Source organism: Bordetella genomosp. 1 (assembly GCF_002261335.1).
In the GTDB taxonomy this organism is placed as follows: Bacteria; Pseudomonadota; Gammaproteobacteria; order Burkholderiales; family Burkholderiaceae_B; genus Bordetella.
This window is the reverse complement of record NZ_NEVL01000003.1, coordinates 545,421-568,459: the sequence shown is the minus strand read 5'-3', so window position 1 is coordinate 568,459 and position 23,039 is coordinate 545,421. Positions and strand designations below refer to the sequence as shown.

Genomic DNA, 23,039 nt, shown 5'->3' with positions numbered 1-23,039 from the left:
CGGACGAATCTGTACAATACGATTAGTTCTAGACAAATCGTATAGTCATGAAAAAAGCCAAGCCGCCCGCCCCGAGCGAGCAGGACTCGCTCATCGAACAGGTCAAGCAGATCGCCCATGGCCTGGGCGAGACCTTTGCGCCGTTCTGCGAAGTGGTGGTGCACGACCTGCGCACGCCGGACAACGCGATTCTGGCGATCCACAACAATCTGTCCGGGCGAGCGGTCGGCGATCCCACGACCGAGCTGGGGCTGGCGCGCATCGCCGATGACGATTACCCGCAGGTGCTGACCAACTATGCCAACCAGTTCGCGGACGGCCGGCGCGCCAAAAGCACCTCGGTCGGGATCAAGGACGCCGACGGCCGGTATGTGGCCGCGCTCTGCCTGAACGTCGACGTGACGGTGCTGCGCACCTTGCAGAGCATGCTCGATCTGTTCTGCGGCACCGGGCCCGCCACCGTGCGCGAGACGCTGGATCCGGTCGGCGCGGATGGCATCCGCGAACGGATCGACCAGTTCGCGGCCGCGCTCGCCACGCCGGCGCAGTCGCTCAAGGCCGACCAGCGTCGCGCCTTGCTGCAGGAGCTCAAGGCCGGCGGTTTCCTCGAGGTGCGCAAGGCGATGGACGTGATCGCCTCGCATCTGGGCGTGTCCCGCGCCACGGTGTACAACGATGCCAAATAATAAAGACGACCTGCTGTTGCTCGACCACGCCGACGTGGCGGCGCTGTTGCTGCCCGAGATGGTGGACCAAGCCGTGCGCCAGGCGTTCGCGCTGCACGCCGGGCGCCAGGGCCGCGTGTTCCCGGTGATCCGCGAGGCGCTGGCCGGCGGCGGCGTGTTCGGCATCAAGGCCGGAGATGTGGCCGACGAGGCGTTGCTGGGCTTCAAGGCGGCCGGTTTCTGGCCGGCCAATCGACAGCGTGGCGGCGAGCCGCACCAGGCCACCGTGATGCTGGTCGACCCGGCGACGGGCCGGCCGCGCTGTCTGGCCGACGGCAACCTGATCACCACCGAACGCACGGGAGCCGCCGGCGCGCTGGGGCTGTCGCTGCTGGCGCGGCCCGACAGCCGACGGCTCTGCGTGTTCGGCACGGGCGTGCAGGCGCGGGTGCAGATCCGGCACGCACGCCGCGTGCTGCCGAACCTCGCGCGGGTCGACTACATAACCGCCGGCGGGCAGCCGGTGGCCGATTTCGAATCGGCCGTCGCGGCGCCGGGCCTGGCGGTGCATCACGCGCCCGAGGCCGACGTGGCGGTGTCCCTGGCAGACGTGGTGATCACGGCGACGCCCGGCCGCCAGGCGCTGTTTCACGCCGATGCCGTGCGGCCGGGTACGCACATCAACGCGGTGGGCGCCGACACGCGCGGCAAGCGCGAGCTGCCGGACGGCCTGCTGGCGCGCGCGCGCCTGATCGTCGACGACCTGGCGCAGTCCCGCAGTCTGGGCGAAGGCCAGTGGGCGCCGGAGCAGGCCGGGGTGGAACTGGGCGACATCCTCACCGGCCGCGCGCCCTTCGTGCGCCACGCGGCCGATATCACGGTGTTCGACCTCACCGGCCTGGCACTGCAGGACCTCACGGTGGGGCAGGCGCTGCTGCGCGAGGCCACCGCGCGCGGTATCGGCACGCGCGTGCCCTGGCATTGGTAGAGGTCCGTCAGGGCAGCAAGACACGGCGCCTCGCGGCGCCGTTTTTCATTGCGGCGCGGATGCCACGGCGGCCAGCATTTGCTCGCGCAACCATCGATGCGCCGGGTCGCGATGCACGCGTTCGTGCCAGAGCATCACCATCTCGAAGCCCGGCACGCTGACGGGCGGCTCGACCGTACGCAGCGCAGGATTACCGCGCACCAGCCGTTCGGGCGCCATCGCCACCAGATCCGTTTCGGTCAGCACCTTCGCCAGAAACAGGAAGTGCGGCACCGACAGGGCGACGTGACGCGCCAGGCCGGCCTCGGCCAGCGCCGTGTCGGCCGGGCCGTGAAAACCGCCGCCGTTCGGCGACACGATGACGTGATGGAGCTTGCAGTATTGCGCCAACGTGGGCTTGCGCTGCAGGCGCGGATGGCCGGCACGGGCGACCAGCACATAGCGTTCGTGGAACATGCTGCGGCGGTGCAACTGCGGCGGCGCCTCGGTGGTGATGTGAAACGCCAGGTCCAGCTCGCCCAGCTCGGCGCGCCGCGCCAGGGTGGGTGGTGTCAGCTCGAGGATGGCCAGCCGCGTTGCGGGGGCGGCGGCGCGCAGGCCGGGCAGGGCGGGCAGCAGAATGGTGGATTCGCCGTAGTCCGATGCCATCACCCGCCAGGTATGCGTCGCGTGGGCCGGGTCGAACGCCGGCGTGGGCGCAACCGCCGACTGCAAGGCCCGCAGGGCCTCGCGCAGCGGCTCGCGCAAGGCGTCGGCGCGGGCCGTGGGACGCATGCCGCGCGGTCCGGGCAGCAGCAGCGGGTCGCCAAAGGCCTCGCGCAGCCGTGCCAGCTGCACGCTCACCGTGGGCTGCGCCAGGTGGAGACGCTCCGCGGCCCGGGTGACGTTGTGTTCGGCCAGCAGCGCGTCCAGGGTGACCAGCAGGTTCAGGTCGAGCTGGCGCAAGGGATTGTTCATGGCAATGGCTGGTATCCAGGATATTCATTTCCAATATAGCGTGCCAGCCCCTATCGTGTCGCCATCGATTGATTCTTTAGGCGCCCGCCATGAATGTCCTGATTGTCTATGCCCATCCCGAACCCCGCTCCCTGAACGGCGCACTGCGCGATTTCGCCGTCGAGCGCCTGCGCGCGGGCGGCCATGCCGTCCAGGTCTCCGATCTGTATGCGATGCAGTGGAAAGCCACGCTCGACGCGGCCGACAACACTGCCTTCAAGGCCGGCGGTCGCTTCGATGCCTCGGAGGAATCGCGCCGCGCGTTCATGAACGGCACGCAAAGCGCGGATATTGCCGCCGAGCAGGACAAATTGCGCTGGGCCGATACGGTGATCCTGCAGTTTCCGCTCTGGTGGTTCTCGATGCCGGCCATCCTGAAAGGCTGGATCGAGCGGGTGTATGCCTATGGGTTTGCCTATGGCGTGGGCGAACACTCGGACAGCCACTGGGGCGACCGCTATGGAGAAGGCACGATGGCCGGCAAGCGGGCCATGCTGGTGGTGACTACCGGCGGCTGGGCCAGTCACTACGCCTCGCGTGGCATCAACGGCTCGATCGACGATATTCTGTTTCCGATCCAGCACGGCACGCTGTTCTATCCGGGCTTCGATGTGCTGCCGCCGCACGTGATCTACCGCAGTGGCAAGATCGATGACGCCAATTTCGGCGAGGTCGCCAGCGGATTGGGCCAGCGCCTGGATGCGCTCGAACGCACCGAGCCCATTCCCTTTCGCAAACAGAATCACGGCGATTATGAGATCCCGGCACTCACCCTGAAACCGGGGTTGGGCGCGGGCCGCACCGGATTGGCAATCCATTTGCAGGATGGCGCCGCCGACGCTTGATGGCAGCACTGCCGACCCCAGGCCGGGAACGGGCGTGCACGGCCTGCGGATAATGCCGTGGCCGCGTCTGCCCACGGTCGGCCAGGAGGCATTTTCGGGGAATAAATCCCCGATCGCTGTTTGCGTTGAGACGCTTCCGGCGGAATTCGTATACGCGAAGCAAATCATTCCGGCGTGGAGAGGCCGGATACGCGCACGGAATACCCGCCCGGGCGTTAATTGGGCCGGTGCGGCGGCGAAGGATCGAGCGGCTGGATCGACAAGCGCAAGCCCATGGCTTTCAGGATGGACATCAGGCTGCTCAAGGATGGATTTCCCTTGGGCGACAAGGTCCGGTAGAGCTGGGTGGGATTGAGCTGCGCGGCCTCTGCGACCGACTGCACGCCGCCGGACGCCTGCGCCAACTGGCGCAGCACGCGTAGCAGTTCAGCCTGGTCGCCGTGCTCGAGCACGCCATTGACGACATTCAACGCAAAGCCGGGATCGCCGCGAAAACGCTCGATCATGGCCTCGTCCTGCGTAACACGGGTTCTCATCGTCGCTACTCCGTTGCCAAACCTGTCTTCAGCCACGGCCCGGGCTTGCCCCGGGTCCGGGGAGCGATGATCACCGGCGCCGCAGCGCCGGGGAGAAAACAGCCCCGCAGTGCGGGGCTTTCAACTCGAATTTACGCATACGTCGCTGCGAAGGCAAATTGATTTTATTTTGCCGCGGCCGAATATCGAACGCAGCCGTGATTGGATAATCGAGGCCTGTCTCGTTCGGCCCCGTCCGGGGCGGCTATTCCATTTACACCGTCGTGTGGGCGCCTGTGGCACATGGCCGCGATTATTCCCAGCCTTGGGATCAATCCCCTGCGCAGATGCCGATGTTCTTGATCTGGCCGGCAGTTCGATGCACCATTCGCGTGCGCGGCGACGTGTCGTCGGCATTTCACGATCGCATCAACCTCCGCCCATGGATACACGCATGATCATCACGGTTCAGCATCGCTTCAAATGGCTGGCCTACCAGACCGGGCAACTCGTGCTCGCCGTGGCACTGCTCTCTCTGGTGTTCAACTACGGCTACCGCTACACGGTCGACCGCAACATCGATACGCCGGCGTTCTACGCGATCACGGTGCTGCTGGGCCTGCTCGTGTTCGTTGCATGGCGCCGCGACTACATTTTCGTGAAGCAATACGAATTCACCCCGGCCGCCATCACGGTCCGTACCGCCCTGGGCGTGACCAAGACCTTTCCCACGACCGACTACGCCTTCGTCCCTTCGCTGCACAAGGCCGTGAACGTGCCCGAACAGAAGGCGACACTGTCCTTCAACGTGCGCGACCTGCGATGCAAGCGCACAGTGCGGAATTACTCGTGGATCGGATTTTCCACCGAGGATTTCCATAAAGTGTCGAAACTGTATGGATATGCGGGGGAGGTGGATTTCAAGCAGGGCGATCTGGGCAAACGGTAAATCCGCTCATCGGCGGCCGGCGACGCGCCGTGCGGCTTTCCCGGATCCACCCGGCCGCCTTTCCCGAAGCGACCCCAACAAAGGTGTCAGACTGCATTTATTGGACGATGCAGAAAAGGTGTCAGACTGCAATTTTCAGTCGCGCGCCGCGGCCGGGCCGCGCCCGGCGAAGTGGTCCGCCACCCAGCGTTCGCAGACTGCCCACAAGGCCGGCGCGCCTGCCTTGATGGCCGGGCCGTAGCGCGAAAGCACGTGTTCCAGCGAAACGTCGTTCTCGGCCCATGTGCCGCCACCCGTGTAAACGTTGATCAAGAGCGGCTGGAAGCGGTCGAGCGCCTTCGCGAAGCGGGCATCCTCGGATTCCGCGCGCTCGAACTCCTCCCACAGCAAATGAAACTCGGTTGCCTGCGGTTGCGGCAGCAGCCCGAACAGGCGCGCCGCCGCCGCGCGCTCCTGTTCGGCCTGAAGGGCGGCCGAGTGACCGCCATGGATCGGAAAATCGCCCACGTCGATTTCCACCACGTCATGCAATAACAGCATCTGGATCACACGCAGGGTATTCACCGGCCCGCAGGCATACTCGGCGAGCACCAACGCATACATGGCCAGATGCCAGGAATGCTCGGCGGAATTCTCCCGGCGGCTGCGGTCGAGCAGCGGGGATTGGCGCAAAACGCTCTTGAGCCGGTCGATTTCCCGCAGGAATTCGAGTTGTCGTTCCAGTTTCTCTACATGCATGGGGCGGTCCATCGAAATGCGGCGGGCGGGGGCCGTGCGCCCAACAGCTTATCAGGCCGACCGACTCCTCCCTCCGGCCGATTGCGCGCGCATCCAGCGCGGTGTTTGCTTGGGCATGGCATTTGCTTCGGGCCAGGAAACTCGAATTGTTGAGGGGATTCATGAATATCGCGTCCGATTGCCCGTCCTGTGCCTGCCGTTCATCGGGAGGACGGGTGTGCCGCCATGACCGCCGACATCACCGTGCCGCCGTGGCTCCCGAAGGATTAACGCGCTGATATGACCGCCGCCGATTCCACCATTACCGCCGAGGCCACCAAGCCGGAGCCGGAAGAAGAAAAGAAAGTCACCGCCCAGGAAGCCGGCATCGTGCCGGAGCCCAAGCCGCCCGTGCCGCACGTCTGGGCACGCGGCGCCTGCCTGACGACCCTGACCGTCCTGGCGGTGCTGTTCAGCCTGAAGGCCGCCCAGGAGTTCGTGGTGCCGGTCATGATCGCCATCGTGATCGCCTACACCCTGGACCCGGCGGTGGCCGCGCTGATGCGGTTGCGGGTGCCGCGCGTGGCGGGGGTGATGATCGTGATGCTGATTCTTGCCGCGACGCTGGGGCTCGTGGCCTATGCGATCAGCGACCAGGTCGCGTCCATCGTGCAGGCCCTGCCGGACATGTCGCGCAAGCTGTCGCGCACGTTCGACGATTTTGCCTCGGGTGACGGCTCGCTGATGGAGCGGCTGAAGAGTTCGGTGAGCCTGCTGGTGGACAAGGGCGGGCAGGGCGGCGGGCGTCCGGTCGTGGTCGACAAGTCGGACGCCAACCTGAATCACTTCCTCTTGCTGGGCTCCAAGAGCCTGGCCGAGTTTCTCGGCCAGGCCACCATGTGCATCTTTCTGGTGTTCTTCCTGCTGCTGTCCGGCAACGCGTTCAAGCGCAAGTTCGTGAAGGTGGCGGGCAACACGCTGTCGCAAAAGAAAATCAGCGTGCACATGCTGGACCAGATCAACAGCTCGATCCATATGTACATGGTGATGATGCTGGTGACCAACGTGGCGCTGGCGCTGTTGTCGTGGATCGTGTTCCGGATGTTCGGCCTGGAGAACGCGGCCACCTGGGCGGTGGCGGCGGGCGCGCTGCACATCATTCCTTACTTCGGCCCGATGCTGACGGCGGTCGGCACCGGCGTGGCCGCGCTTCTGCAGTTTGGCCAGATCGGAACGGCGCTGGCGGTGGCCGGCAGCACCGTGGTCATCGCCACCCTGATCGGGGTGGTGGTGACCACCTGGATGTCCGGCCGGATCGCGCGCATGAACGCGGTCGCCGTGTTCATGATGCTGCTGCTGTTCACCTGGCTGTGGGGGATGTGGGGCACGCTGCTGTCCGTGCCGCTGGCCTTCATCGCCAAGGTCGTCGCCGACCACATCGAGGGCCTGGAAGCGTTCTCGGAATTCCTGGGCGATTAAAGCTCGGGGCCCGCGCGCCAGGACCGACATGGAAATTGCAGTCTGACACCTTATCCAGCCCCGGCCCGACCAAAACAAAGGTGTCAGACTGCATTTATCGCGGCCTTCGTGAGCGGGAAATTGCAGTCTGACACCTTTTCGAGGGGCCGGCCGCGATCAAACAAAGGTGTCAGACTACATTTTCGAGCCGCGGGGCGGACGCCAAAAATGCAGTCTGACACCTTTGTTTTCGGGTGTCGGCCAATCAGAAAATGCAGTCTGACTCCTTTTCTGGAGCTCAGGCGGGGTCGGCGACGAGTTGGGCGTAGCGGGCGAGGTCGACGTTGCCGCCGCTGATGATGATGCCCACGCGCTTGCCGCGCCATTGCTCGGCGATCGTCTTGAGGCCGGCGAGGCCGAGGCAGCCGGTGGGCTCGACGACCTGTTTCATGCGCGAGCCGAAGAAGCGCATTGCCTCGACCAGCTCGGCGTCGGTGGCGGTCAGGATGTCGGTCACGTCGCGCTGGATGATGGCGAAGGTGAGGTTGCCCAGATGCTGGGTCTGGGCGCCGTCGGCCAGGGTGACCGGGGTGTCGATGTGCACGATGCTGCCCTTGCGCAGCGACTGCTGCGCGTCGTTGCCGGCCTCCGGCTCGACGCCAAACACCTGGCACTGCGGCGCGAGCGCCTTGGCCGACAGCAGCGTGCCCGAGAGCAGGCCGCCGCCGCCCAGCGGCGCAAACAGCGCGTCGAGCGCGCCGACTTCCTCGAACAATTCCTTGGCGGCGGTCCCCTGGCCGGCGATCACGTCGAAGTGGTCGTAGGGCGGCACGAGGGTCAGGCCGCCGTCTTCCGCGAGCTTGCGGCCAAGCGCCTCGCGGTCTTCCTTGTAGCGGTCGTAGGTCACCACGTTGGCGCCGTACCCGCGGGTGGCGGCGATCTTCATCGCGGGCGCATCGGAGGGCATCAGGATCGTGGCCGGGATGCCGAGAATGCGGGCGGCCAGGGCAACGCCCTGCGCGTGGTTGCCCGACGAGAACGCCACCACGCCCGCACGACGCTGCTCGGGGCTGAACTGCGCCAGCGCGTTGTAGGCGCCGCGAAACTTGAACGCGCCCATGCGTTGCAGGCTTTCGGCCTTGAAGTACACCTCGGCGCCGAGCAGGTCGTTCAGCGTGGTGGAGGTGAGGACGGGCGTCTTGTGCGACACACCTTGGAGGCGGGCGGCGGCGGCTTCGACGTCGGCAAAAGTGGGCAGGGCGGGTTGCGTCATGGTGGCTACGAGAAGAGAAGGGCGGGCCGGAACGGCGCCAGGGCCAGATTAAGACTAACGATCTAATTATAGACAGACATTCCAGCCGCCGGGGCGTCGCGCTGATGCGTCTTGATTTATCATGCGCTGCATTGCTGACGCATGCAACAGCATGTGTCCGGCTGCGCAAGCCCCCCGTCGCCCTCTCTGATCCGGTCTCCCATGAATTTCGTGCCTGGCCTTGTCTTGTTCCTGCTGCACCTGCTGGTGATGGTGCTGCAGGGCGTGGGCGCCTTCTACGCGCTGGATGCACTCGTGGGCTCGGGCACCGTGTTTCTCGCATTGCTGGCCGTCGCGCTGGTGTTGCAGCCCGTGCCGCTCGTCGCCGCGCTCGTCGGCGCCTACGGATTGCATCTGCACGGCGGCGTCGAGATGTGGGCAGGCATGTTGCTGCTGATGTCGACCAGCGTGGGCATCTTCGCGTGGACCGGCGATGTGCTGATCGGCCGCGCCAGCCTGGGCGTGTTGCAGCAGTGGCTGGACAAGCCCCAGGAAATCGAACTTGCCGACAACGGCGAGGTGGTCCGGCCCGCCGCGCACAAGGGCGGCCTGGCCCTGGCCTGGTTCCTCACCTTTCTTTGTGTCGTCATCTCCGGACTGGGATTGGACCCGTCGCGCAACGACGTGATGACGCAGTGGGTCAGGTATTTCCAGCACGATGGCCTCGGGCAGGTGGCCGTCACGCCCGTCACGCCCGCCACCGCCGCCACGCGCGCCACGCCCGCCGGGCCCGCTGCGGGCGCGGATGCGCCGGCGTACGCCTCGAACGCGGACCGCATGGCGGCGGCGATCGCCAGCGCTGGGATGCCGACCGATGGCAACGACGTTGCCGCGCCGGAGCCGCCCCCCGCGGTGGTCGTGCGGTCCGTGCCGGCGGAAGGGGCAGCGCAGCAAGCCGCTGCGCCGCGCCGTTTCGACATCGAGCTCGAAGACATCATCCCCGGAATACAGTACCAACCCGGCGATGCGCTCGACCAGGCCGGCCGACGCTGGGTCGCGCAGATTCTCGGCGACAGCATGATCATGCATTCGACGCGCTTTCTCACCATTGAGCGCCAGCGGCTCTGGCTGCGTCAGGAATGGCTGCACGGGCTGGGCTCGCAAAGCAGCGCGTTGCTCCAGAAACAGCTCTATCTGTACATCGCGCTGCTGAAGGCGGTCGACGAAGACGTGTGCGACCGCATGGTGCTGGCGGGCGAGCGCGACGTGGCGCAAGGCATTCTTGCCAGCGGCGATCTGTTGCGGCGTCAGCCGCCGGAGACGATCGCGCTGTGGTTCGAGATCCAGAAGGCGCGCATGGGCGTCGGGGGCAACACGACCTTCGGCAACAGCACCACCAGGTCCACGTACGAGACCCTCGTGCGCAGGCTGGCGGCGCGCGAAGGCGAGGCGAGCGGCGGACCGCTCGAGCAGGTCGCGCTGGCACCGGCGTTGCTCGATCCCGCCGTGCGCTGCGATGCCGGCCGGCGCTTCTACCAGGCGATTCTGCGGGCACCCGGGCGAGAGCGTTTCGAGCTGATGCGGCCCGACTACGCCGTCGTGCCGAACAGGCTGGAGAAATGACGCGGACGCTGCGCCGCCTCGCGTCGTGGCCCGATAACGCGTCAGTGGCGTCGCCGCCGACCCCGACCCTGCCGACCGTCCCTGTTGGCGCGCTCCGCTGGCGCGGCCGTGGGCAGGCTCGCTCGCGGTCGGCGCACACCTGCATTCCAAAGGAGATAGCAATGCGAAACCGTTCAAGCCTGGCGATCAGATCGAAAGCCCAACGCCGGCTCCCGACCCGCCTTGGTGCCATGGCCAGCCTCATTGCCGGCGCGGTGATCTCGCTTGCCGCGGCGCCGGCCCAGGCGCAAACGACGTCGGCCTCCACCTCGACCACCACGGTCACGAATGCGGGGCCGTTGGAGAATCGCTTGCCCTACAACCTGGATCGCGCCGGCAAGCTGCCGATCGATCCCCGCACGCTCTACGACGTGCGGGTCGAGGAGGGCAGCGATACGTATGAGACGCTGGACCTGATGGCCTCCTACCTGGCCATGATGCCGGAGGTGACCGCCCGGATCGCCAGTCTGGGCGCGGCCGAGCGGCAAAAGTTCTTCATCGCGGCACGCGCCAATGGCGCGAACCGCCTTCCCATTTTCGTGAGCCTGCTGCAACAGGAAAACGAGATCGCCTTCCTCAAGCTTGCCAACCAGGAGGAATGCGTCGCCTACGTCCAGGCGCAGCCGGGATCCGCGGGCGAGCGCACGCGCACCGCCGTGTTGCTGGCGTTCTTCGAACGCGGCGGCGACGGCGCCTCGGCAATCGCGTATGACTGGAAGGAGGTGGAGTTGCAGAAAATCGTCGCGTACCTGCGGCAAGCGCCGCTCAACGTATCCACGAAGGAAGAGGCCGACTCAGCGCGGTACCTGGCGGTGGGCATGATGAGCGAAAGGGATCGGCTGCGGATCGCCGCGCTGGCCGACAAGCTCAGAAACGGCGCGACCGATCCCGCCACCGTGTGCGACTACCACCGCGCGATGCGTGAAGTGTATGCCCGCGGCCCGCGCGCACAGCGCGTCCTGCTCGCCCGCCCCGAGGTGCGCTGATGAGCCACTTTTCTGTGATTGTGTCGCGGCCGACGCGCGCCGCCCGGCCGGGCTCCGCACCTTTGCGCGCCCGAACGTTGCAACGCGCCGGCGCGCGCCTGGCCGCGGCCGCCGCCCTTGCCGGCATCGTCAACCTGGCGACGGGCGCCGCTGCCCTGGCTGCCGAGCCTTCACCCGCGCAGGCGGCGTTCCAGGCCCGGATCCAGACCGACGTCCAGTCGCGCGACTTCGTCGCGAGCCTGCCCGCGGCGCGGCGCGGGCCTTTGCTGATCGCGGCGCTGGTCGACGGCGGACGCCGGCTGAGCGACGGCAACATGGAGCGCGCCTTCGCGCTGCAACAGAAGCTCCTGGAGGCGGCGCCGGAGGCGCAGTGCGCGGCAGCACTGCGTGCGGGCAAGGTCGACGGCAACACCTTCGAGGCGGCGCTGCAGGAACTCTCGGGGATGCTTGCGCCGGCGGACGCCCAGGAGTGGGCCGACGTGGCCTTCGAGCGACTGCGCGTCCACATCGCGCAGGCGCCGATCAATGCGCGCGACATGAAGGAGTGGCGTATCGGCTGGATGCTGCTGGGCAGCCGGCTGCTCGAAGGCGAGATCGACCCGTACTACGTGGCAATGAACCAGCCTGAAATTCCCGATGCCCGGCTCTGCGAATCGGGACGCAAGCTGTACCGGATGGCACGCAACCTGCCGCACACGGTGCGCGCGCATCTGGCTCGGCCCGGGTCCGACGGCAGCACGGTGCCGGTGCCCCCGGCTGATGTCATCGAAGTGCAACCGGGGGATATTCTCGAGGCGCCATACCGGGCGGACGGTGCGGTGGCTAAGGCGCTGAACATCGTTGCGCTCACGTTCACGAAGACGCCCGGCGTGCCCGCACGGATCGCGCCGATGAACCGCGAGCAACGCCGGGACTTTTTCCGGCAGGCCATCATCGACGGAGAGTACCGCCTGTCCAACCAGCAGGCGCAGAACCGCTTCGTCTTTACTTTGGAGCTGATGCTGCAAGCCCCGCCCGCCGAGTGTGCCGAGCTCTATCGTACGAACAACCCCATGGGGTTCGACCGGCGCATCCGTGCCCAGATCGCGCTGCTCGAGCGCGCGAGCTTCAGCGATCACATTTCGGATTGGGAGATCTTGCTGACTGACAGCCTGCGTGCCCACATGGCGAAAGCGCCGCTCAACGAGGCATCACAGGCGGATTACCGTGCCGCCTTGAGCCGCATGATCGCTCGCCTGCCGCCCGACGCGATGGCGGTGCTGAACCGGGCGCTTGGCCAGGTCGACGTCAAGAATCTCGACACCAGTGATCCGGCCAGGGTGTGCGAGATGGGCCGCATCGTGTTCGGCGGCAGCCTGCTGCACGCTGCCTCGGATGCGGACCGGCGCCTGCTCACGGTGCCCCAGGCGCGTTGAGCGGCCGGCGCGAGCCTGGCGTGCGGCCGGTCAGCCGCCGCATGCCGGGCCCAGGCGCTGCAGCCGTCCCGCCGATGACCCCGCACAAAAAAATTCAGTCTGGCACCATTGTTCTGCCGCGGCGGTCGGCGATAAATGCAGTCTGACACCATTGTTTGCCGGCCGCCGCGTTCGAAAAATGCAGTCTGACACCTTTGTTTTGGTGGCGCCGTCAGCGATAAATGCAGTCTGACTCCTTTTTGCAGTTTGACTCCTTTTTGATAATTGCAGTCTGACTCCATTTTTTTGGCGCTGACGCCGTTCACGGAACCGCGGGGTCAGGGGGCGAAGGGGTCGGCTTGGGTGGGGTCGGCGGGTTCGAGGACGTAGCCGATGTCGTCGGCGACCTCGCGCAGGATGGCCTGGGCGAGGTTGAAGGCGGTGTTGGCCGCAGGGACGCCGGCGTAGATCGCGTTCTGCAGCAGCACTTCCTTCAATTCGTCGGGCGTCAGGCGCGAGTCGTCGGGGGCGGTGAGGGCGGCACGCACGTGCAGCTCGAATTCCTCCCAGCGCGCCAGCGACAGCGTGACGGCCAGCACCATCATGCGGCGCGACTTGCGCGGCAGGCCGTCGCGGCTCCAGATGTCGTGCCACGCGTAGCGCGTGATCATGTTCTGGTACTCGGCGGTGAAGCCGGTGGCGCGCGACAGCGAGCGCTCGACCCAGGCATCGCCCAGCACGGCGCGGCGGTTCGCCAGGCCCTTGTCGAAATCGTCTTTACGGCTCATGGAATCTCCTGCGGTGTGATTGGGCGCGAGCATAAACGCAAAACGCCGGCGCGCGTTTCGCGTGCCGGCGTTCTGGCCATCAGGTGATGCCTGCCTCAGTTCACGTTGATGTTGTTGGCCTTGACCACGGCGTCCCAACGCGTCTGCTCGTCGCTGACGAACTTGGTGAAGTCGGCCGAGCTGCTGCCCACGGGCGTGAGGCCCAGCTTGCCCAGCTTCTCGCGCGTGTCCGGACGCTGCAGGGTCTTCTGGATCACGTCCTGCAGCTTGGCGACGACGTCGGGCGGGGTGCCGGCCGGCAGGAAGAAGCCGTTCCATTCGACCACGTCGAAGTCCTTGATGCCGGCTTCGGCCACGGTGGGCACGTTGGGCAGCTCGGGCATGCGCTTGGCCGACGACACGGCCAGGGCCTTGAGCTTGCCGGTCGTGACGTAGTTCAGGCTCGACGCGGCATTCGCGAAGTAGATGTCGACCTGGCCGCCCATCACGTCCACGATGGCCGGGGCGCCGCCCTTGTAGGGCACGTGCACGGCTTCGATCTTCGCGTCCTTCTTCAGCAGCTCACCGGCCATCTGGGCCAGGCTGCCCGGGCCGTAGGAGGCGTAGGTATAGCGGTTCGGGTTGGACTGCGCGGCCTTGATGAAGTCGGGCAGGGTGTTGAACGCCGATGCCGGCGCGGCCACCACGATGTTGGGCACGCTCACGGCCTGCGAGACGGGGATGAAATCCTTCTTCGCGTCGTAGGGCAGCTTGCGCAGCACCGGGTTGATCGAGAACGCCGAGGCGTCGTAGAGCACGGTGTAGCCGTCGGCCTTGGCGCGGGCCACGAAGGCGGCGCCGATCGAGCCGCTCGCGCCGCCCTTGTTTTCGATGACCACGCTCTGGCCCAGCACTTCGCCCATGCCCTGGGCGATGATGCGCGCGGCGTTGTCCGCGCCGCCGCCGGCCGAGTAGGGCACGACCACGGTGATGGGTTGCGACGGATAGTCGGCCGCGACGGCCGCGCCGGCGAAGCTCAGGCCGAAGCCGGCGACGAGCGCGGCGCGGATCAGGGTTGCTTTGTTTTTCATGTCTTCTCACTTCTCCCGTGCGGGGGGTACAAAAATCGATTGGAATAGTCGTGCATCGCGCGACCGCTGCTTATCCGGCCGGGTGGCCGGGGGCGATCAGACGGTCGCGATGGGGTTGACCGGCGCGCCGACCAGGCCGGGCACGTACATCGGTGCCGCGGTCAGGAAGAAGGCGTGTCGGCCGCGCTGGCGCAGCCAATGCGCCAGCGGGGTCAGGTGCCAGAGCTCGCCCAGCGGCAAGCCCAGCTTGAAGAGGCACTGTTCGTGCAGGGGAAGCAGCGGGCCGCGCTCGGCGGCCAGGCTGTGGTTGCGCAGCTCGACCGCGTGATTGTCGGCGGCGATGGCGGCGATGCGGCTGTTTTTGATCCAGGCCAGCAGCTCGGGATCGTCGCCGTCGAGCACGCAACAGCTGGTCTTGAGACGGTGCTGCTCGTCGTCGGGCAGGGTGAGGGCGAGATCGGCCAGGCCGGTGTGCAGGCACAGCACATCGCCGGGCCGCACCTGCACGCCGTCGGCCTGCATCACGCGCTGCAGGTCGGCCAGGCCGATCTTGCGCTGCTCGTCGCCGAAGTGGGCGCGCAGGTCCACCATCACGCCGCGGCCCTGGATGCCGTGACGCGCCATCGGCGCGATCGAGAGGTCGCGCGTGCCCGTGAAGCCTTCGGTCGCGGGCTCGCTCACGGTGAAGCCGTTGTAGCCGGTGGGCTGCGGATTGCCGTCGCCATGGGCATCGTAGAGCGAGCCGACGTGGCCGAGCGCATCCCACTGCGTCGAGTATTGCGGCGAGATCGTGACGCTGTCGTCGCTGATCACGTCGGTCGCGCCGGGCACGTCGGTGGCCAGCGGATAGCGATAGACGGGTACGCCGTTCTTTTCGGCCGGGCGGATCACCGGGCCCTTGCGGCGCGGGTTCAGCACCGGCGCGCGCGGCACGGTGAGCGGCAGGCTGAGCGAGAACGAAATGCCTTCGCGCACCTCGGCGATGGCGGCCAGGCGGGCCTGCGCATCCAGATGGTTGAGCGTGCCGAGCTGGTCGTCGGCGCCGAAATCGCCCCAGTTCGACCCGGCGGGCCGCTGGTGGTATCGCTGCTGGCTCATCGCCATGTCTCCTCGCGCCGGGTTTGTGTGGCGCGCTTTGTTCTTCAGGCCGGCGGCTGGGCCGCCGGCGTCATTCCAAGGGCGGCGCTGCGTTCAGCGCACCGCCTCGCTGCCCATCAGCGCGTCGATGTCCTGCTCGCCATAGCCCAGGCCGGCCAGGATTTCCCGGCTGTGTTCGCCCAGCGACGGCGCGCCGATGCGGGCCGGGGCGGCGGTGTCGTGCACCGTGCCGTCCGGCGCGAAGTGCGCCCACTGGGCCAGGCCCAGGTAGTTGCCGGCGGCCGGGTTGGTCAGCGGCTGCATGAAGCCCATGGCCTGCACCTGCGGGTGGTCGAACATGTCCTCGACACGATTGACCACGGCGCAAGGCACGCTCTGGCCGAACAGCTCGGCCCATTCGGTGGCGCTGCGCTGTGCCAGCGCCTCGCGCACCCGCGGGATCAGCACGTCGGCCTGGGCCGCGCGTTTCTTGACGGTATCGTAGTCAGGGTGCTCGGCCAATTCCGCGAGGCCCAGATGGCCGCACAGCGAACGCCAGAAGTGCGGCGTGTTCGCGGAGATGTACAGATGGCCTGCGCGCGTGGGGTGGATGCCGGTGATGCCACCCGAGCGCATGTCGCGCTCGATCGCGCGCGGCTCGCCCTCGGCCCACACCAGGCGCGCCGACTGCATCGCCAGCGCGCTGCCGAGCAGCGACACCTCGATGGCCTGGCCACGGCCGGTCTTCTCGCGTTGATAGAGCGCGGCGGCGACGCTGTTGGAAATCAGCGCGGCGCCGTAGTAATCGACCACCGAGCCATAAAGAATCTCGGGCGGGCCGTCGGTCTTGGCCTGCGAGGCGCACATGCCGGTCATGGACTGCAGCACCTGGTCGTAACCGGCGTGGCCCGCCATCGGGCCGGCCGCGCCGTAGCCCGTCATGGCGCAGTACACCAGGCGCGGATTGATCGCGGCGAGGGTCGCGAAGTCGATGCGCAGGCGCTCGGGCACGCCCGGCCGGAAGTTGTGGACCAGCACGTCGGCCTCGCGCACCAGGCGCGTCAGCACCTCGTAGCCGGCCGCGTCCTTCAGGTTCAGGCAGATCCCGCGCTTGTTGCGGTTGATGCCGAGGAAGGCGCGGCTTTCGCTGGCCAGCGTCGACGGATACTTGCGCAGGTTGTCGCCTTCGGGCGGCTCGATCTTGATCACTTCGGCGCCCATGTCGCCCAGCAGCGCGCAGCCATAGGGGCCGGCGATGTAGGCGCTCAGGTCCAGCACTTTGACGCCGGACAGGGGCAGGGGGGATTCGGCAGGGTGTTGCATCGTGCGAGTCACTCAGTCATGCGGATTCGGGTGGGGCTCAGGCGTGGCCGGCGGCCAGCAGCACGTCTTCGGCGCGGCGCACGAAAGGCGCGTCGATCATGCGGCCGTCGAGCAGGAAGGCGCCCATGCCGGCGTGTTCGCGGCTGGCCGCGACCACGCGCCGGGCCTGTTCGATCTCGTCGGCCGAGAAGCCGAATTCCTCGTTGGCGATGGCGACTTGGCTCGGGTGCACGCAGGATTTGCCGAGAAAGCCCAGCGAGCGCGCGAGGCGAGCCTCGGCGCGAAAGCCGTCGGTATCCTTCACGCGGGCATAGGCGGCGTCGAGCGCAAACTTGCCGGAGGCGCCGGCGGCCAGGCGCACCGCGAGCAGGATCGGGCGCAGCGTTTCGGGCGCATAGCGGGCGATGCCCAGCGGCTCGAACAGATCGGCCAGGCCGAGCTGCAGGCCGCAGACGCGCTCGTGCGCGGCGGCCAGTTCGGCGGCGCGGGCGAGCGCCTGCGGCGTTTCGATATTGACGAGGAAGGTGCCTTCGAAGCCGGCGGCGCTGGCGCGCGTCACGGCGTCCTGCACGGAAGCGGCGTCCTGCGTCTTCGGCACGTTCAGGATGTCGAACGGCACGCGGCCCAGCACGCCCAGGTCGTCGGCGTAATAGGGGGTGTCGGAGGCGTTGATGCGGACGATAATTTTCTTGGCATGCGCGGCACCGGCCTGCTTGCCGAGCCAGTCGGCGAGGATGGTGCGCGCTTCTGCCTTGCGTTCCGGCGCGACGGCGTCTTCGAGGTCGAAGGAAATCGCGTCGGCGGCGCTGGCCATGGCTTTATCGAACAGTTCCGGGCGTGACGCCGGGACGAACAGCTTGCTTTTCATGGTTGTCTCCTGAGCCGGATTGTGGCGCGGGCACAAGCGCGATGGGGCGAGCTGGGTTACGATCAAACGATAGAATATCTATCATCATGAACACCGACTTTCTCCAGACGCTGGTCGCCGTGGCACGCCACGGATCCATGGCCGAGGCCGCGCGCCGGCTCGGTCTCACGCATGGTGCCGTGGCGCAGCAGATCCGGGCGCTCGAGCAGGAGCTGGGCGCGCCGCTGGTGGCGCGCGCCGGCCGCACCGTGCACCTCACCGCCAAGGCCGCCGAGCTGCTCGCGCCGGTGCAGGAGGTGCTGGCCAGCCTGGAGCAGATCCGCTATCTGGCGCGCTCTGGCGAGGTGATGGGCGAGCTGCGGCTGGGCGCGGGCAACACCGCGCTCAATTCCATGGTGCCGGCGATTCTCGAGCGTTTGGTGGCGCGCCATCCGCTGGTGAACGTGGCGCTCACGCCCGGCCATTCCGCGCGCTTCTATCCGGCGGTCGAGGCGGGCGAGCTGGACGCGGCCATCGCGCTGGAGGCGCCGTATCCGCTGGCCAAGAGCCTGGGCTGGCAGTTGTTGCGCGAAGAGCCTTACGTGCTGGCGGTGGCGCCGCGCCTGGCCGGACGCGACCCGCACGCGCTGCTCGCCAGCGAGCCCTTCATTCGTTACCAGCGCAACGATTGGGGCGGCCGCCATGTCGACGACTATCTCCGGCGGGTGGGGATCGCGCCGCGCGACCGCTTCGAGCTCAACGCGATCGAGGCGATTGCCGTGATGGTGAGCCGCGACCTCGGCGTCGCCATCCTGCCGCTCGCGACCAACGGCGCCATCGAGCGGCTGGGGCTGGCGGTGTTGCCGCTGCCGGCGCCCTGCGAGCCGCGCCGCTTCGGCCTGATCTGGCCGCGGGGTTCGTCGCGGCTGGCCCTGATCCAGGCGCTGCGCGAAACCGCCGTCGAGGAATACGGCAAGCTGCCGCCGCCGGGGCTCTGAACGCGCGCGGCGTCAACCGAGCAGCAGCGACACGCCGATCACCGTCATCACCAGCGCCACCAGGCCGTCGAGAACGCGCCATGCGCCCGGGCGGGCGAACCACGGCCGCAGCAGGCGCGCGCCGTAGCCGAGCGCAAAGAAGAACAGAAAGCTCGCCATCGCGGCGCCGGCGCCGAAGGCGCGGCGGTGGCCGTCGTACTGGCTCGCGATCGAGCCGAGCAGGACCACCGTGTCGAGATAGACGTGCGGATTGAGCCAGGTCAGGGCCAGGCAGGTGAGCAGGGTGGCGCGCAGCGTGCCGCCGCCGCGCTCTGCCGGGGCCAGCGCGTCGTGGGCGCGCAGGGCCTGGCGCAGGTTGCGCGCCGCGTATACGAACAGGAACAGCGCGCCGCCGTAGCGCATCACCGGCTCGATCCACGGCAGCCGCGTGCTGAGCACACCGAAGCCCGACACGCCGAAGGCGATCAGCAAGGCATCCGACACGGCGCAGGTGAGGCACACCGCGAACACGTGCTCGCGTCGCAGGCCCTGGCGCAGCACGAAGGCATTCTGGGCGCCGATGGCGAGGATGAGGCTCAGGCTGAGCAGAAAACCGGCAATCAGGGCGGAAACGGAAGCGGGCACGGCGGGACAGCGGGGAATGAATGGGGCGCACAGCGTACCCCCGGGGCCGCGTGTTTGCCCAATGCAATCTGCTAATGCGGCTTTAGCGTGGCGCGCGCCACACGGCCGTGCGCGGCGCGCGGGGATGTCTTTACAAGCCGGGCGGGCCGGCTCACCATGGCGTTCTTTCATGCGGCACGGGAGCGGGCGGTCATGGAGTTGCAGGTCGATGCGGTGACGGGCGGGCAGGCCATGCCGGCCGCGGTGGACGTGGTGGTGATCGGTGGCGGCATCATCGGCGTGAGCACGGCGATCGCGCTGGCGCGCCGCGGGGTGTCGGTAGCGGTGTGCGAGAAGGGCGCCGTGGCGCTCGAACAGTCGAGCCGCAACTGGGGCTGGGTGCGCACCACGCGGCGCGATCTGCGCGAGTATCAGCTCGCCGCTGAGAGCCTGCGCCTGTGGCGCACGCTCGACCGCGACCTGGGCATCGACACCGGCTTTCGCGAATGCGGCATCCTCTACGCCGCCGACAGCGCCGCGCGCCAACAGGAACTCGAGACCTGGGTGAGCCGGGTGCGCGCCGAATTCGGCGCGGCCGTGCCCACCGTCGTCCTGGGCAGCGCCGAGGTCGCCGCGCGGCTGCCCGGCGTCGCGCGCGGATTCGAGGGCGGCATCCATACCCCCACCGACGGCTGCGCCGAGCCGCAACGCGCCGTGCCGGCCATGGCCCGCGCGCTGGCGCGCCTGCCGGGCGCGCATGTGTTGAGCCAATGCGCGGTGCGCGGGCTGGACCTGCAGGCCGGCCGCGTCGCGGGCGTCGTCACCGAGCACGGCCGGATCGCCTGCGATGCGGTGGTGGTGGCGGGCGGTGCCTGGTCGCGCTATTTCCTGGGCAGCGTGGGCGTGGACCTGCCACAGCTGCTGACGCGCGGCTCGGTTGGCCACACCCAGCCCCTGCCGGGCGGCCCGGACGGTTGCGTCAACATCCCCGGCGTGTCGCTGCGCAAGCGTGCCGACGGCGGCTACACGCTGGCCTGGGGCATGCGCACCTACGCCGAGATCACGCCGTCCAGCTTCGCCCAGTTCTTCAAATTCCTGCCGGCCTTGCGCAGCAGCTGGGGCAGCCTGCAGCTCGCCCTTGGCGCGCGCTTTTTCGACGAGCTGCGCCGGCCCGGCCGCTGGGCGCTGGACGCGCCCACCGTGTTCGAGCGGGTCCGCACCCTCGATCCCGCACCCTTGCCCAATTATGTGGCGCCGCCGCTGGCCAACCTGCAACGGTTGTTCCCGCAACTGTCCGGCGCGCGGCTGGAGAAGCGCTGGGGCGGCTACATGGACGTGACGCCCGACGCGATTCCCGTGATCGGGCCGGCGGCCAAGGTGCCGGGGCTCTTCATCGCCACCGGCTTCTCGGGCCACGGTTTCGGCATCGGGCCGGCCGCGGGGCAGTTGATGGCCGACCTCGTCACCCAAGACACGCCCCTGGTGGACCCGCACGCCTTCCGCCTGGAACGCTTCTTCGACGGCACGCCGATCGTCGTCGACGCCGGGTTCTGAGGCGCCGGGCCCCAAGCCGGGGCCATTGCGACAGTGTTGCGGCGGGCCGCGCGCCGGGCCCGGAAATTGCTGCGCAGCGCCATTCCCATCCGAGAGGAGCCGGCATGGAGTTGGCGCTGTATTCGTGGTTTGCCGATCGACATCCCTGGCTGGGCACCGCGCTGGCGATGGCGGTGGCCGCACTGGCCGCACTGATCGCCCATCGCGTGCTCGCCCTCGTGCTGCAACGGATCACCCGCCGCAGGCCGCTGCTGGCGGCGATGGTGCGATACACCTACACCCCGGGCCGCTGGGTGCTGCTGGGCCTGGCGTTGAACGTGGTGCTGGCCGGCGCGCCCGACGAGCTGCCCGGCATGGAGGGCCTGCGCGAGGCGCTGCGCCTGGCGCTGATCGCCGTGATGACGTGGCTGGTGGCCCGGGCCTGCACCGGGCTCGGCGAAGGCATCATCGCGATGCATCCGGCGGATGTAGCCGACAACCTCGGCGCGCGCCGCATCCATACCCAGACGCGCGTACTGGTGCGCTGCGTGAACCTGGCGGTGGTGCTGGTCGGGCTGTCGGCCATGCTCATGACCTTCCCCGCGGTGCGCCAGATCGGCGCGAGCCTGATGGCCTCGGCCGGCCTGATGGGCCTGGTGGCCGGCTTCGCGGCGCGGCCCGTGCTCGGCAACCTGATCGCCGGGCTGCAGATCGCGCTCACGCAGCCGATCCGGCTCGACGACGTGCTGATCGTGCAAGGCGAGTGGGGCAGGGTGGAGGAGATCACCGGCGCCTATGTGGTGGTGCGGATCTGGGACGAGCGGCGCCTGATCGTGCCGCTGCAATGGTTCATCGAGAATCCGTTCCAGAATTGGACGCGCCAGTCGGCGCAGATCATCGGCACGGTATTCCTGTGGGCCGACTACCGTCTGCCGCTCGCACCGTTGCGTGCCGAGCTGGAACGGCTGGTGCAGGATGCCCCCGAATGGGACAAGCGGGTCTGCGTGCTGCAGGTCACCGAGGCGGGCGAGCGCTCGATGCAGCTGCGTGCGCTCGTGAGCGCGCCGGATTCGGGCCTGGCCTGGGACCTGCGCTGCAAGGTGCGCGAGGGCCTGCTGAACTTCATCCAGCGCAATCATCCCGAGTGCCTGCCGCGCCTGCGCGCCGAGCTCGGTACCCAGCCCAGCGAACCCGGCGGCCGGCCCGACCGCGCCGCGCAGGACCTCACCAGCCCCACGCCCTGAGGCCGGTCCGTGCAGCAGGATCGGGCCCCGGCGGCTATCATGCGCGCCGGGGCGCCGCCTGACGGTTGTCCCCGCAACGACAGTAGGCACGGCATCGAACCAGGCACGTCACACAGGGGAAGCATCGCATGAAGGGCTCGCGCAACTCATTGATCACGCTGCGCATTTTTCTGGCGGCGGCGCGCACGCTCAACTTCAGCCGCAGCGCCGAATCGCTGCACCTGACGCAGAGCGCGGTGAGCAAGCACATCGGCGCGCTGGAGGCCCGCCTGGGCGTGGCCTTGTTCAAGCGCCTGCCCAACGGCATGCGGCTCACCCACGCGGGCGCGCTGTATCACGAGCGCGTGAGCGCGGCGCTGCGTCTCATCGACGAGGCCGACGCGCTGGTGGCAAACCCCGGCACGCGGGTGGCGCTCAACATCGCGGTCTCGCCCTCGTTCGCGCAGTTCTGCCTGATCCCGGGGCTGTCGGAGTTCTTCGAGGCGCATCCGGACGTGCGCGTCAACATCCGGCCGCGCCTGCTCTATGGGCGCGACCAGTCCGAGCGCTTCGACGCCGAACTGCAGCTGCACACCGGTCACGTCGCCGGCATGTCGGCGCAGTATCTGTGCGGCCGCGAGATGACCCTGGTGGCCGCGCCGGCGCTGCTGGCCCGCCACCCCGTGCACCGGATCGAGGACCTGGATCCGTTGCCGCTGCTCAAGCGCGCCCAGCGCGGCTACAGCTGGGACGAGTGGCGTGCCGAAGTGGCGCCGCTCTGGACGGGCCCGGCCGCCACCGCGCCGGAATACGAAGGGTTTTCGGTGCTGCTGCCCGCGGTGCTGAATGGGCTGGGCGTGGCGATCGTGCCGGTGTGCATGGTGCTCGAGCCCTTGCGCAGCGGCGCGCTGGTGCGCCCGTTCGGCGAGGCCGTCGAAGGCCGCTACGGCTATTACCTGATGCAGCCGCGCCCCAACGTCGGCGGCGCCTACGCCGACGCATTCTGCGACTGGGTGGCCGCCCGCGCGGCCGCGCTCAATGCCGACGTGCGGGCCTTCCTGACGGCCTGACGCCGGCCGCGGGCGCCCGCCCGCAGGCCCTCACGTGCGATATTCCAAACCGGAATGGTCCATGCGGATACTTCCGTTGC

At 68.1% G+C, this 23,039-nt stretch carries 22 protein-coding genes; 12 read left to right on the top strand and 10 right to left on the bottom strand.

Annotation, left to right across the window (positions count from 1 at the left end; genetic code table 11):
- Positions 1-47: 47 nt before the first annotated feature.
- Entirely contained in the window at positions 48-686 is a 639-nt protein-coding gene (locus CEG14_RS11075) for a helix-turn-helix transcriptional regulator (RefSeq protein WP_094826415.1), read from the top strand.
- Positions 676-1,653 (top strand): ornithine cyclodeaminase family protein, encoded by a 978-nt coding sequence (locus CEG14_RS11070; RefSeq protein WP_094826414.1) that lies wholly within the window; start codon positions 676-678, stop codon positions 1,651-1,653. The genes CEG14_RS11075 and CEG14_RS11070 overlap by 11 nt, the downstream gene beginning before the upstream one ends.
- A gap of 45 nt (positions 1,654-1,698) precedes the next feature.
- Here CEG14_RS11070 and CEG14_RS11065 read toward each other — a convergent pair whose 3' ends face one another.
- Positions 1,699-2,610 (bottom strand): LysR family transcriptional regulator, encoded by a 912-nt coding sequence (locus CEG14_RS11065; protein WP_094826413.1) that lies wholly within the window; start codon positions 2,608-2,610, stop codon positions 1,699-1,701.
- An 89-nt stretch (positions 2,611-2,699) separates the two neighbouring features.
- Between CEG14_RS11065 and CEG14_RS11060 the strand changes: the two genes are divergently transcribed.
- On the top strand, positions 2,700-3,494 hold the full coding sequence (locus CEG14_RS11060) for an NAD(P)H-dependent oxidoreductase (RefSeq protein WP_094826412.1): 795 nt from the start codon (positions 2,700-2,702) through the stop codon (positions 3,492-3,494).
- Positions 3,495-3,709: 215 nt separating this feature from the next.
- On the opposite strand, the gene CEG14_RS11055 is transcribed toward CEG14_RS11060, so the two are convergent.
- A complete protein-coding gene (locus CEG14_RS11055) occupies positions 3,710-4,000 on the bottom strand; it encodes a helix-turn-helix domain-containing transcriptional regulator (protein ID WP_255032230.1) in 291 nt (96 codons plus the stop codon).
- A gap of 463 nt (positions 4,001-4,463) precedes the next feature.
- Here CEG14_RS11055 and CEG14_RS11050 point away from each other — a divergent pair, with 463 nt between their 5' ends.
- The gene (locus tag CEG14_RS11050) at positions 4,464-4,958 is read left to right on the top strand and encodes a hypothetical protein (protein WP_094826410.1); all 495 of its coding nucleotides are present in this window, start codon (positions 4,464-4,466) and stop codon (positions 4,956-4,958) included.
- 135 nt (positions 4,959-5,093) lie between these two features.
- On the opposite strand, the gene CEG14_RS11045 is transcribed toward CEG14_RS11050, so the two are convergent.
- The gene (locus tag CEG14_RS11045; protein WP_094827497.1) at positions 5,094-5,696 is read right to left on the bottom strand and encodes an HD domain-containing protein; all 603 of its coding nucleotides are present in this window, start codon (positions 5,694-5,696) and stop codon (positions 5,094-5,096) included.
- Between the two features lie 279 nt (positions 5,697-5,975).
- Between CEG14_RS11045 and CEG14_RS11040 the strand changes: the two genes are divergently transcribed.
- Entirely contained in the window at positions 5,976-7,154 is a 1,179-nt protein-coding gene (locus CEG14_RS11040) for an AI-2E family transporter (protein WP_094826409.1), read from the top strand.
- A gap of 277 nt (positions 7,155-7,431) precedes the next feature.
- Here the strand turns inward: CEG14_RS11040 and CEG14_RS11035 are convergent, their stop codons facing one another.
- Positions 7,432-8,406 (bottom strand): threo-3-hydroxy-L-aspartate ammonia-lyase, encoded by a 975-nt coding sequence (locus CEG14_RS11035; RefSeq protein WP_094826408.1) that lies wholly within the window; start codon positions 8,404-8,406, stop codon positions 7,432-7,434.
- A gap of 225 nt (positions 8,407-8,631) precedes the next feature.
- On the opposite strand from CEG14_RS11035, the gene CEG14_RS11030 reads away from it, so the two are divergent.
- The 3 genes from CEG14_RS11030 (at position 8,632) to CEG14_RS11020 (ending at position 12,448) form a co-directional block, all read left to right on the top strand.
- A complete protein-coding gene (locus CEG14_RS11030) occupies positions 8,632-10,008 on the top strand; it encodes a hypothetical protein (RefSeq protein ID WP_094826407.1) in 1,377 nt (458 codons plus the stop codon).
- Positions 10,009-10,169: 161 nt separating this feature from the next.
- Positions 10,170-11,033 carry a hypothetical protein gene (locus CEG14_RS11025; protein ID WP_143277202.1) on the top strand — a complete coding sequence of 288 codons (864 nt, stop codon included), beginning with the start codon at positions 10,170-10,172 and terminating at the stop codon, positions 11,031-11,033.
- Entirely contained in the window at positions 11,033-12,448 is a 1,416-nt protein-coding gene (locus CEG14_RS11020) for a hypothetical protein (RefSeq protein WP_143277201.1), read from the top strand. Before CEG14_RS11025 ends, CEG14_RS11020 begins: the two co-directional genes overlap by 1 nt.
- Positions 12,449-12,765: 317 nt before the next feature.
- Here the strand turns inward: CEG14_RS11020 and CEG14_RS11015 are convergent, their stop codons facing one another.
- The 5 genes from CEG14_RS11015 to CEG14_RS10995 all read right to left on the bottom strand — a co-directional run bounded on the left by CEG14_RS11015 (position 12,766) and on the right by CEG14_RS10995 (position 17,553).
- Positions 12,766-13,215, bottom strand: coding sequence for a carboxymuconolactone decarboxylase family protein (locus CEG14_RS11015; protein ID WP_094826404.1), 450 nt, complete (start codon positions 13,213-13,215; stop codon positions 12,766-12,768).
- Between the two features lie 95 nt (positions 13,216-13,310).
- On the bottom strand, positions 13,311-14,285 hold the full coding sequence (locus tag CEG14_RS11010; RefSeq protein WP_094826403.1) for a tripartite tricarboxylate transporter substrate binding protein: 975 nt from the start codon (positions 14,283-14,285) through the stop codon (positions 13,311-13,313).
- Positions 14,286-14,381: 96 nt separating this feature from the next.
- Positions 14,382-15,383, bottom strand: coding sequence for a cyclase family protein (locus CEG14_RS11005; RefSeq protein ID WP_094826402.1), 1,002 nt, complete (start codon positions 15,381-15,383; stop codon positions 14,382-14,384).
- Positions 15,384-15,476: 93 nt separating this feature from the next.
- Complete coding sequence (locus CEG14_RS11000) at positions 15,477-16,685, bottom strand: CaiB/BaiF CoA transferase family protein (protein ID WP_094826401.1); 1,209 nt, start codon at positions 16,683-16,685, stop codon at positions 15,477-15,479.
- Between the two features lie 37 nt (positions 16,686-16,722).
- On the bottom strand, positions 16,723-17,553 hold the full coding sequence (locus tag CEG14_RS10995) for an HpcH/HpaI aldolase/citrate lyase family protein (protein ID WP_094826400.1): 831 nt from the start codon (positions 17,551-17,553) through the stop codon (positions 16,723-16,725).
- An 86-nt stretch (positions 17,554-17,639) separates the two neighbouring features.
- Here CEG14_RS10995 and CEG14_RS10990 point away from each other — a divergent pair, with 86 nt between their 5' ends.
- Positions 17,640-18,530: a LysR substrate-binding domain-containing protein gene (locus tag CEG14_RS10990; RefSeq protein ID WP_094826399.1), complete on the top strand. Its 891-nt coding sequence runs from the start codon at positions 17,640-17,642 to the stop codon at positions 18,528-18,530.
- A 12-nt stretch (positions 18,531-18,542) separates the two neighbouring features.
- Here CEG14_RS10990 and CEG14_RS10985 read toward each other — a convergent pair whose 3' ends face one another.
- Positions 18,543-19,154, bottom strand: a complete 612-nt coding sequence (locus CEG14_RS10985) for a LysE/ArgO family amino acid transporter (protein ID WP_256985640.1) — start codon at positions 19,152-19,154, stop codon at positions 18,543-18,545.
- Positions 19,155-19,346: 192 nt separating this feature from the next.
- On the opposite strand from CEG14_RS10985, the gene CEG14_RS10980 reads away from it, so the two are divergent.
- The 3 genes from CEG14_RS10980 to CEG14_RS10970 all read left to right on the top strand — a co-directional run bounded on the left by CEG14_RS10980 (position 19,347) and on the right by CEG14_RS10970 (position 22,959).
- On the top strand, positions 19,347-20,687 hold the full coding sequence (locus CEG14_RS10980) for an NAD(P)/FAD-dependent oxidoreductase (protein WP_094826397.1): 1,341 nt from the start codon (positions 19,347-19,349) through the stop codon (positions 20,685-20,687).
- Positions 20,688-20,791: 104 nt separating this feature from the next.
- Complete coding sequence (locus CEG14_RS10975; protein ID WP_094826396.1) at positions 20,792-21,910, top strand: mechanosensitive ion channel family protein; 1,119 nt, start codon at positions 20,792-20,794, stop codon at positions 21,908-21,910.
- A gap of 128 nt (positions 21,911-22,038) precedes the next feature.
- Positions 22,039-22,959 carry a LysR substrate-binding domain-containing protein gene (locus CEG14_RS10970; protein WP_094826395.1) on the top strand — a complete coding sequence of 307 codons (921 nt, stop codon included), beginning with the start codon at positions 22,039-22,041 and terminating at the stop codon, positions 22,957-22,959.
- Positions 22,960-23,039 lie beyond the last annotated feature (80 nt).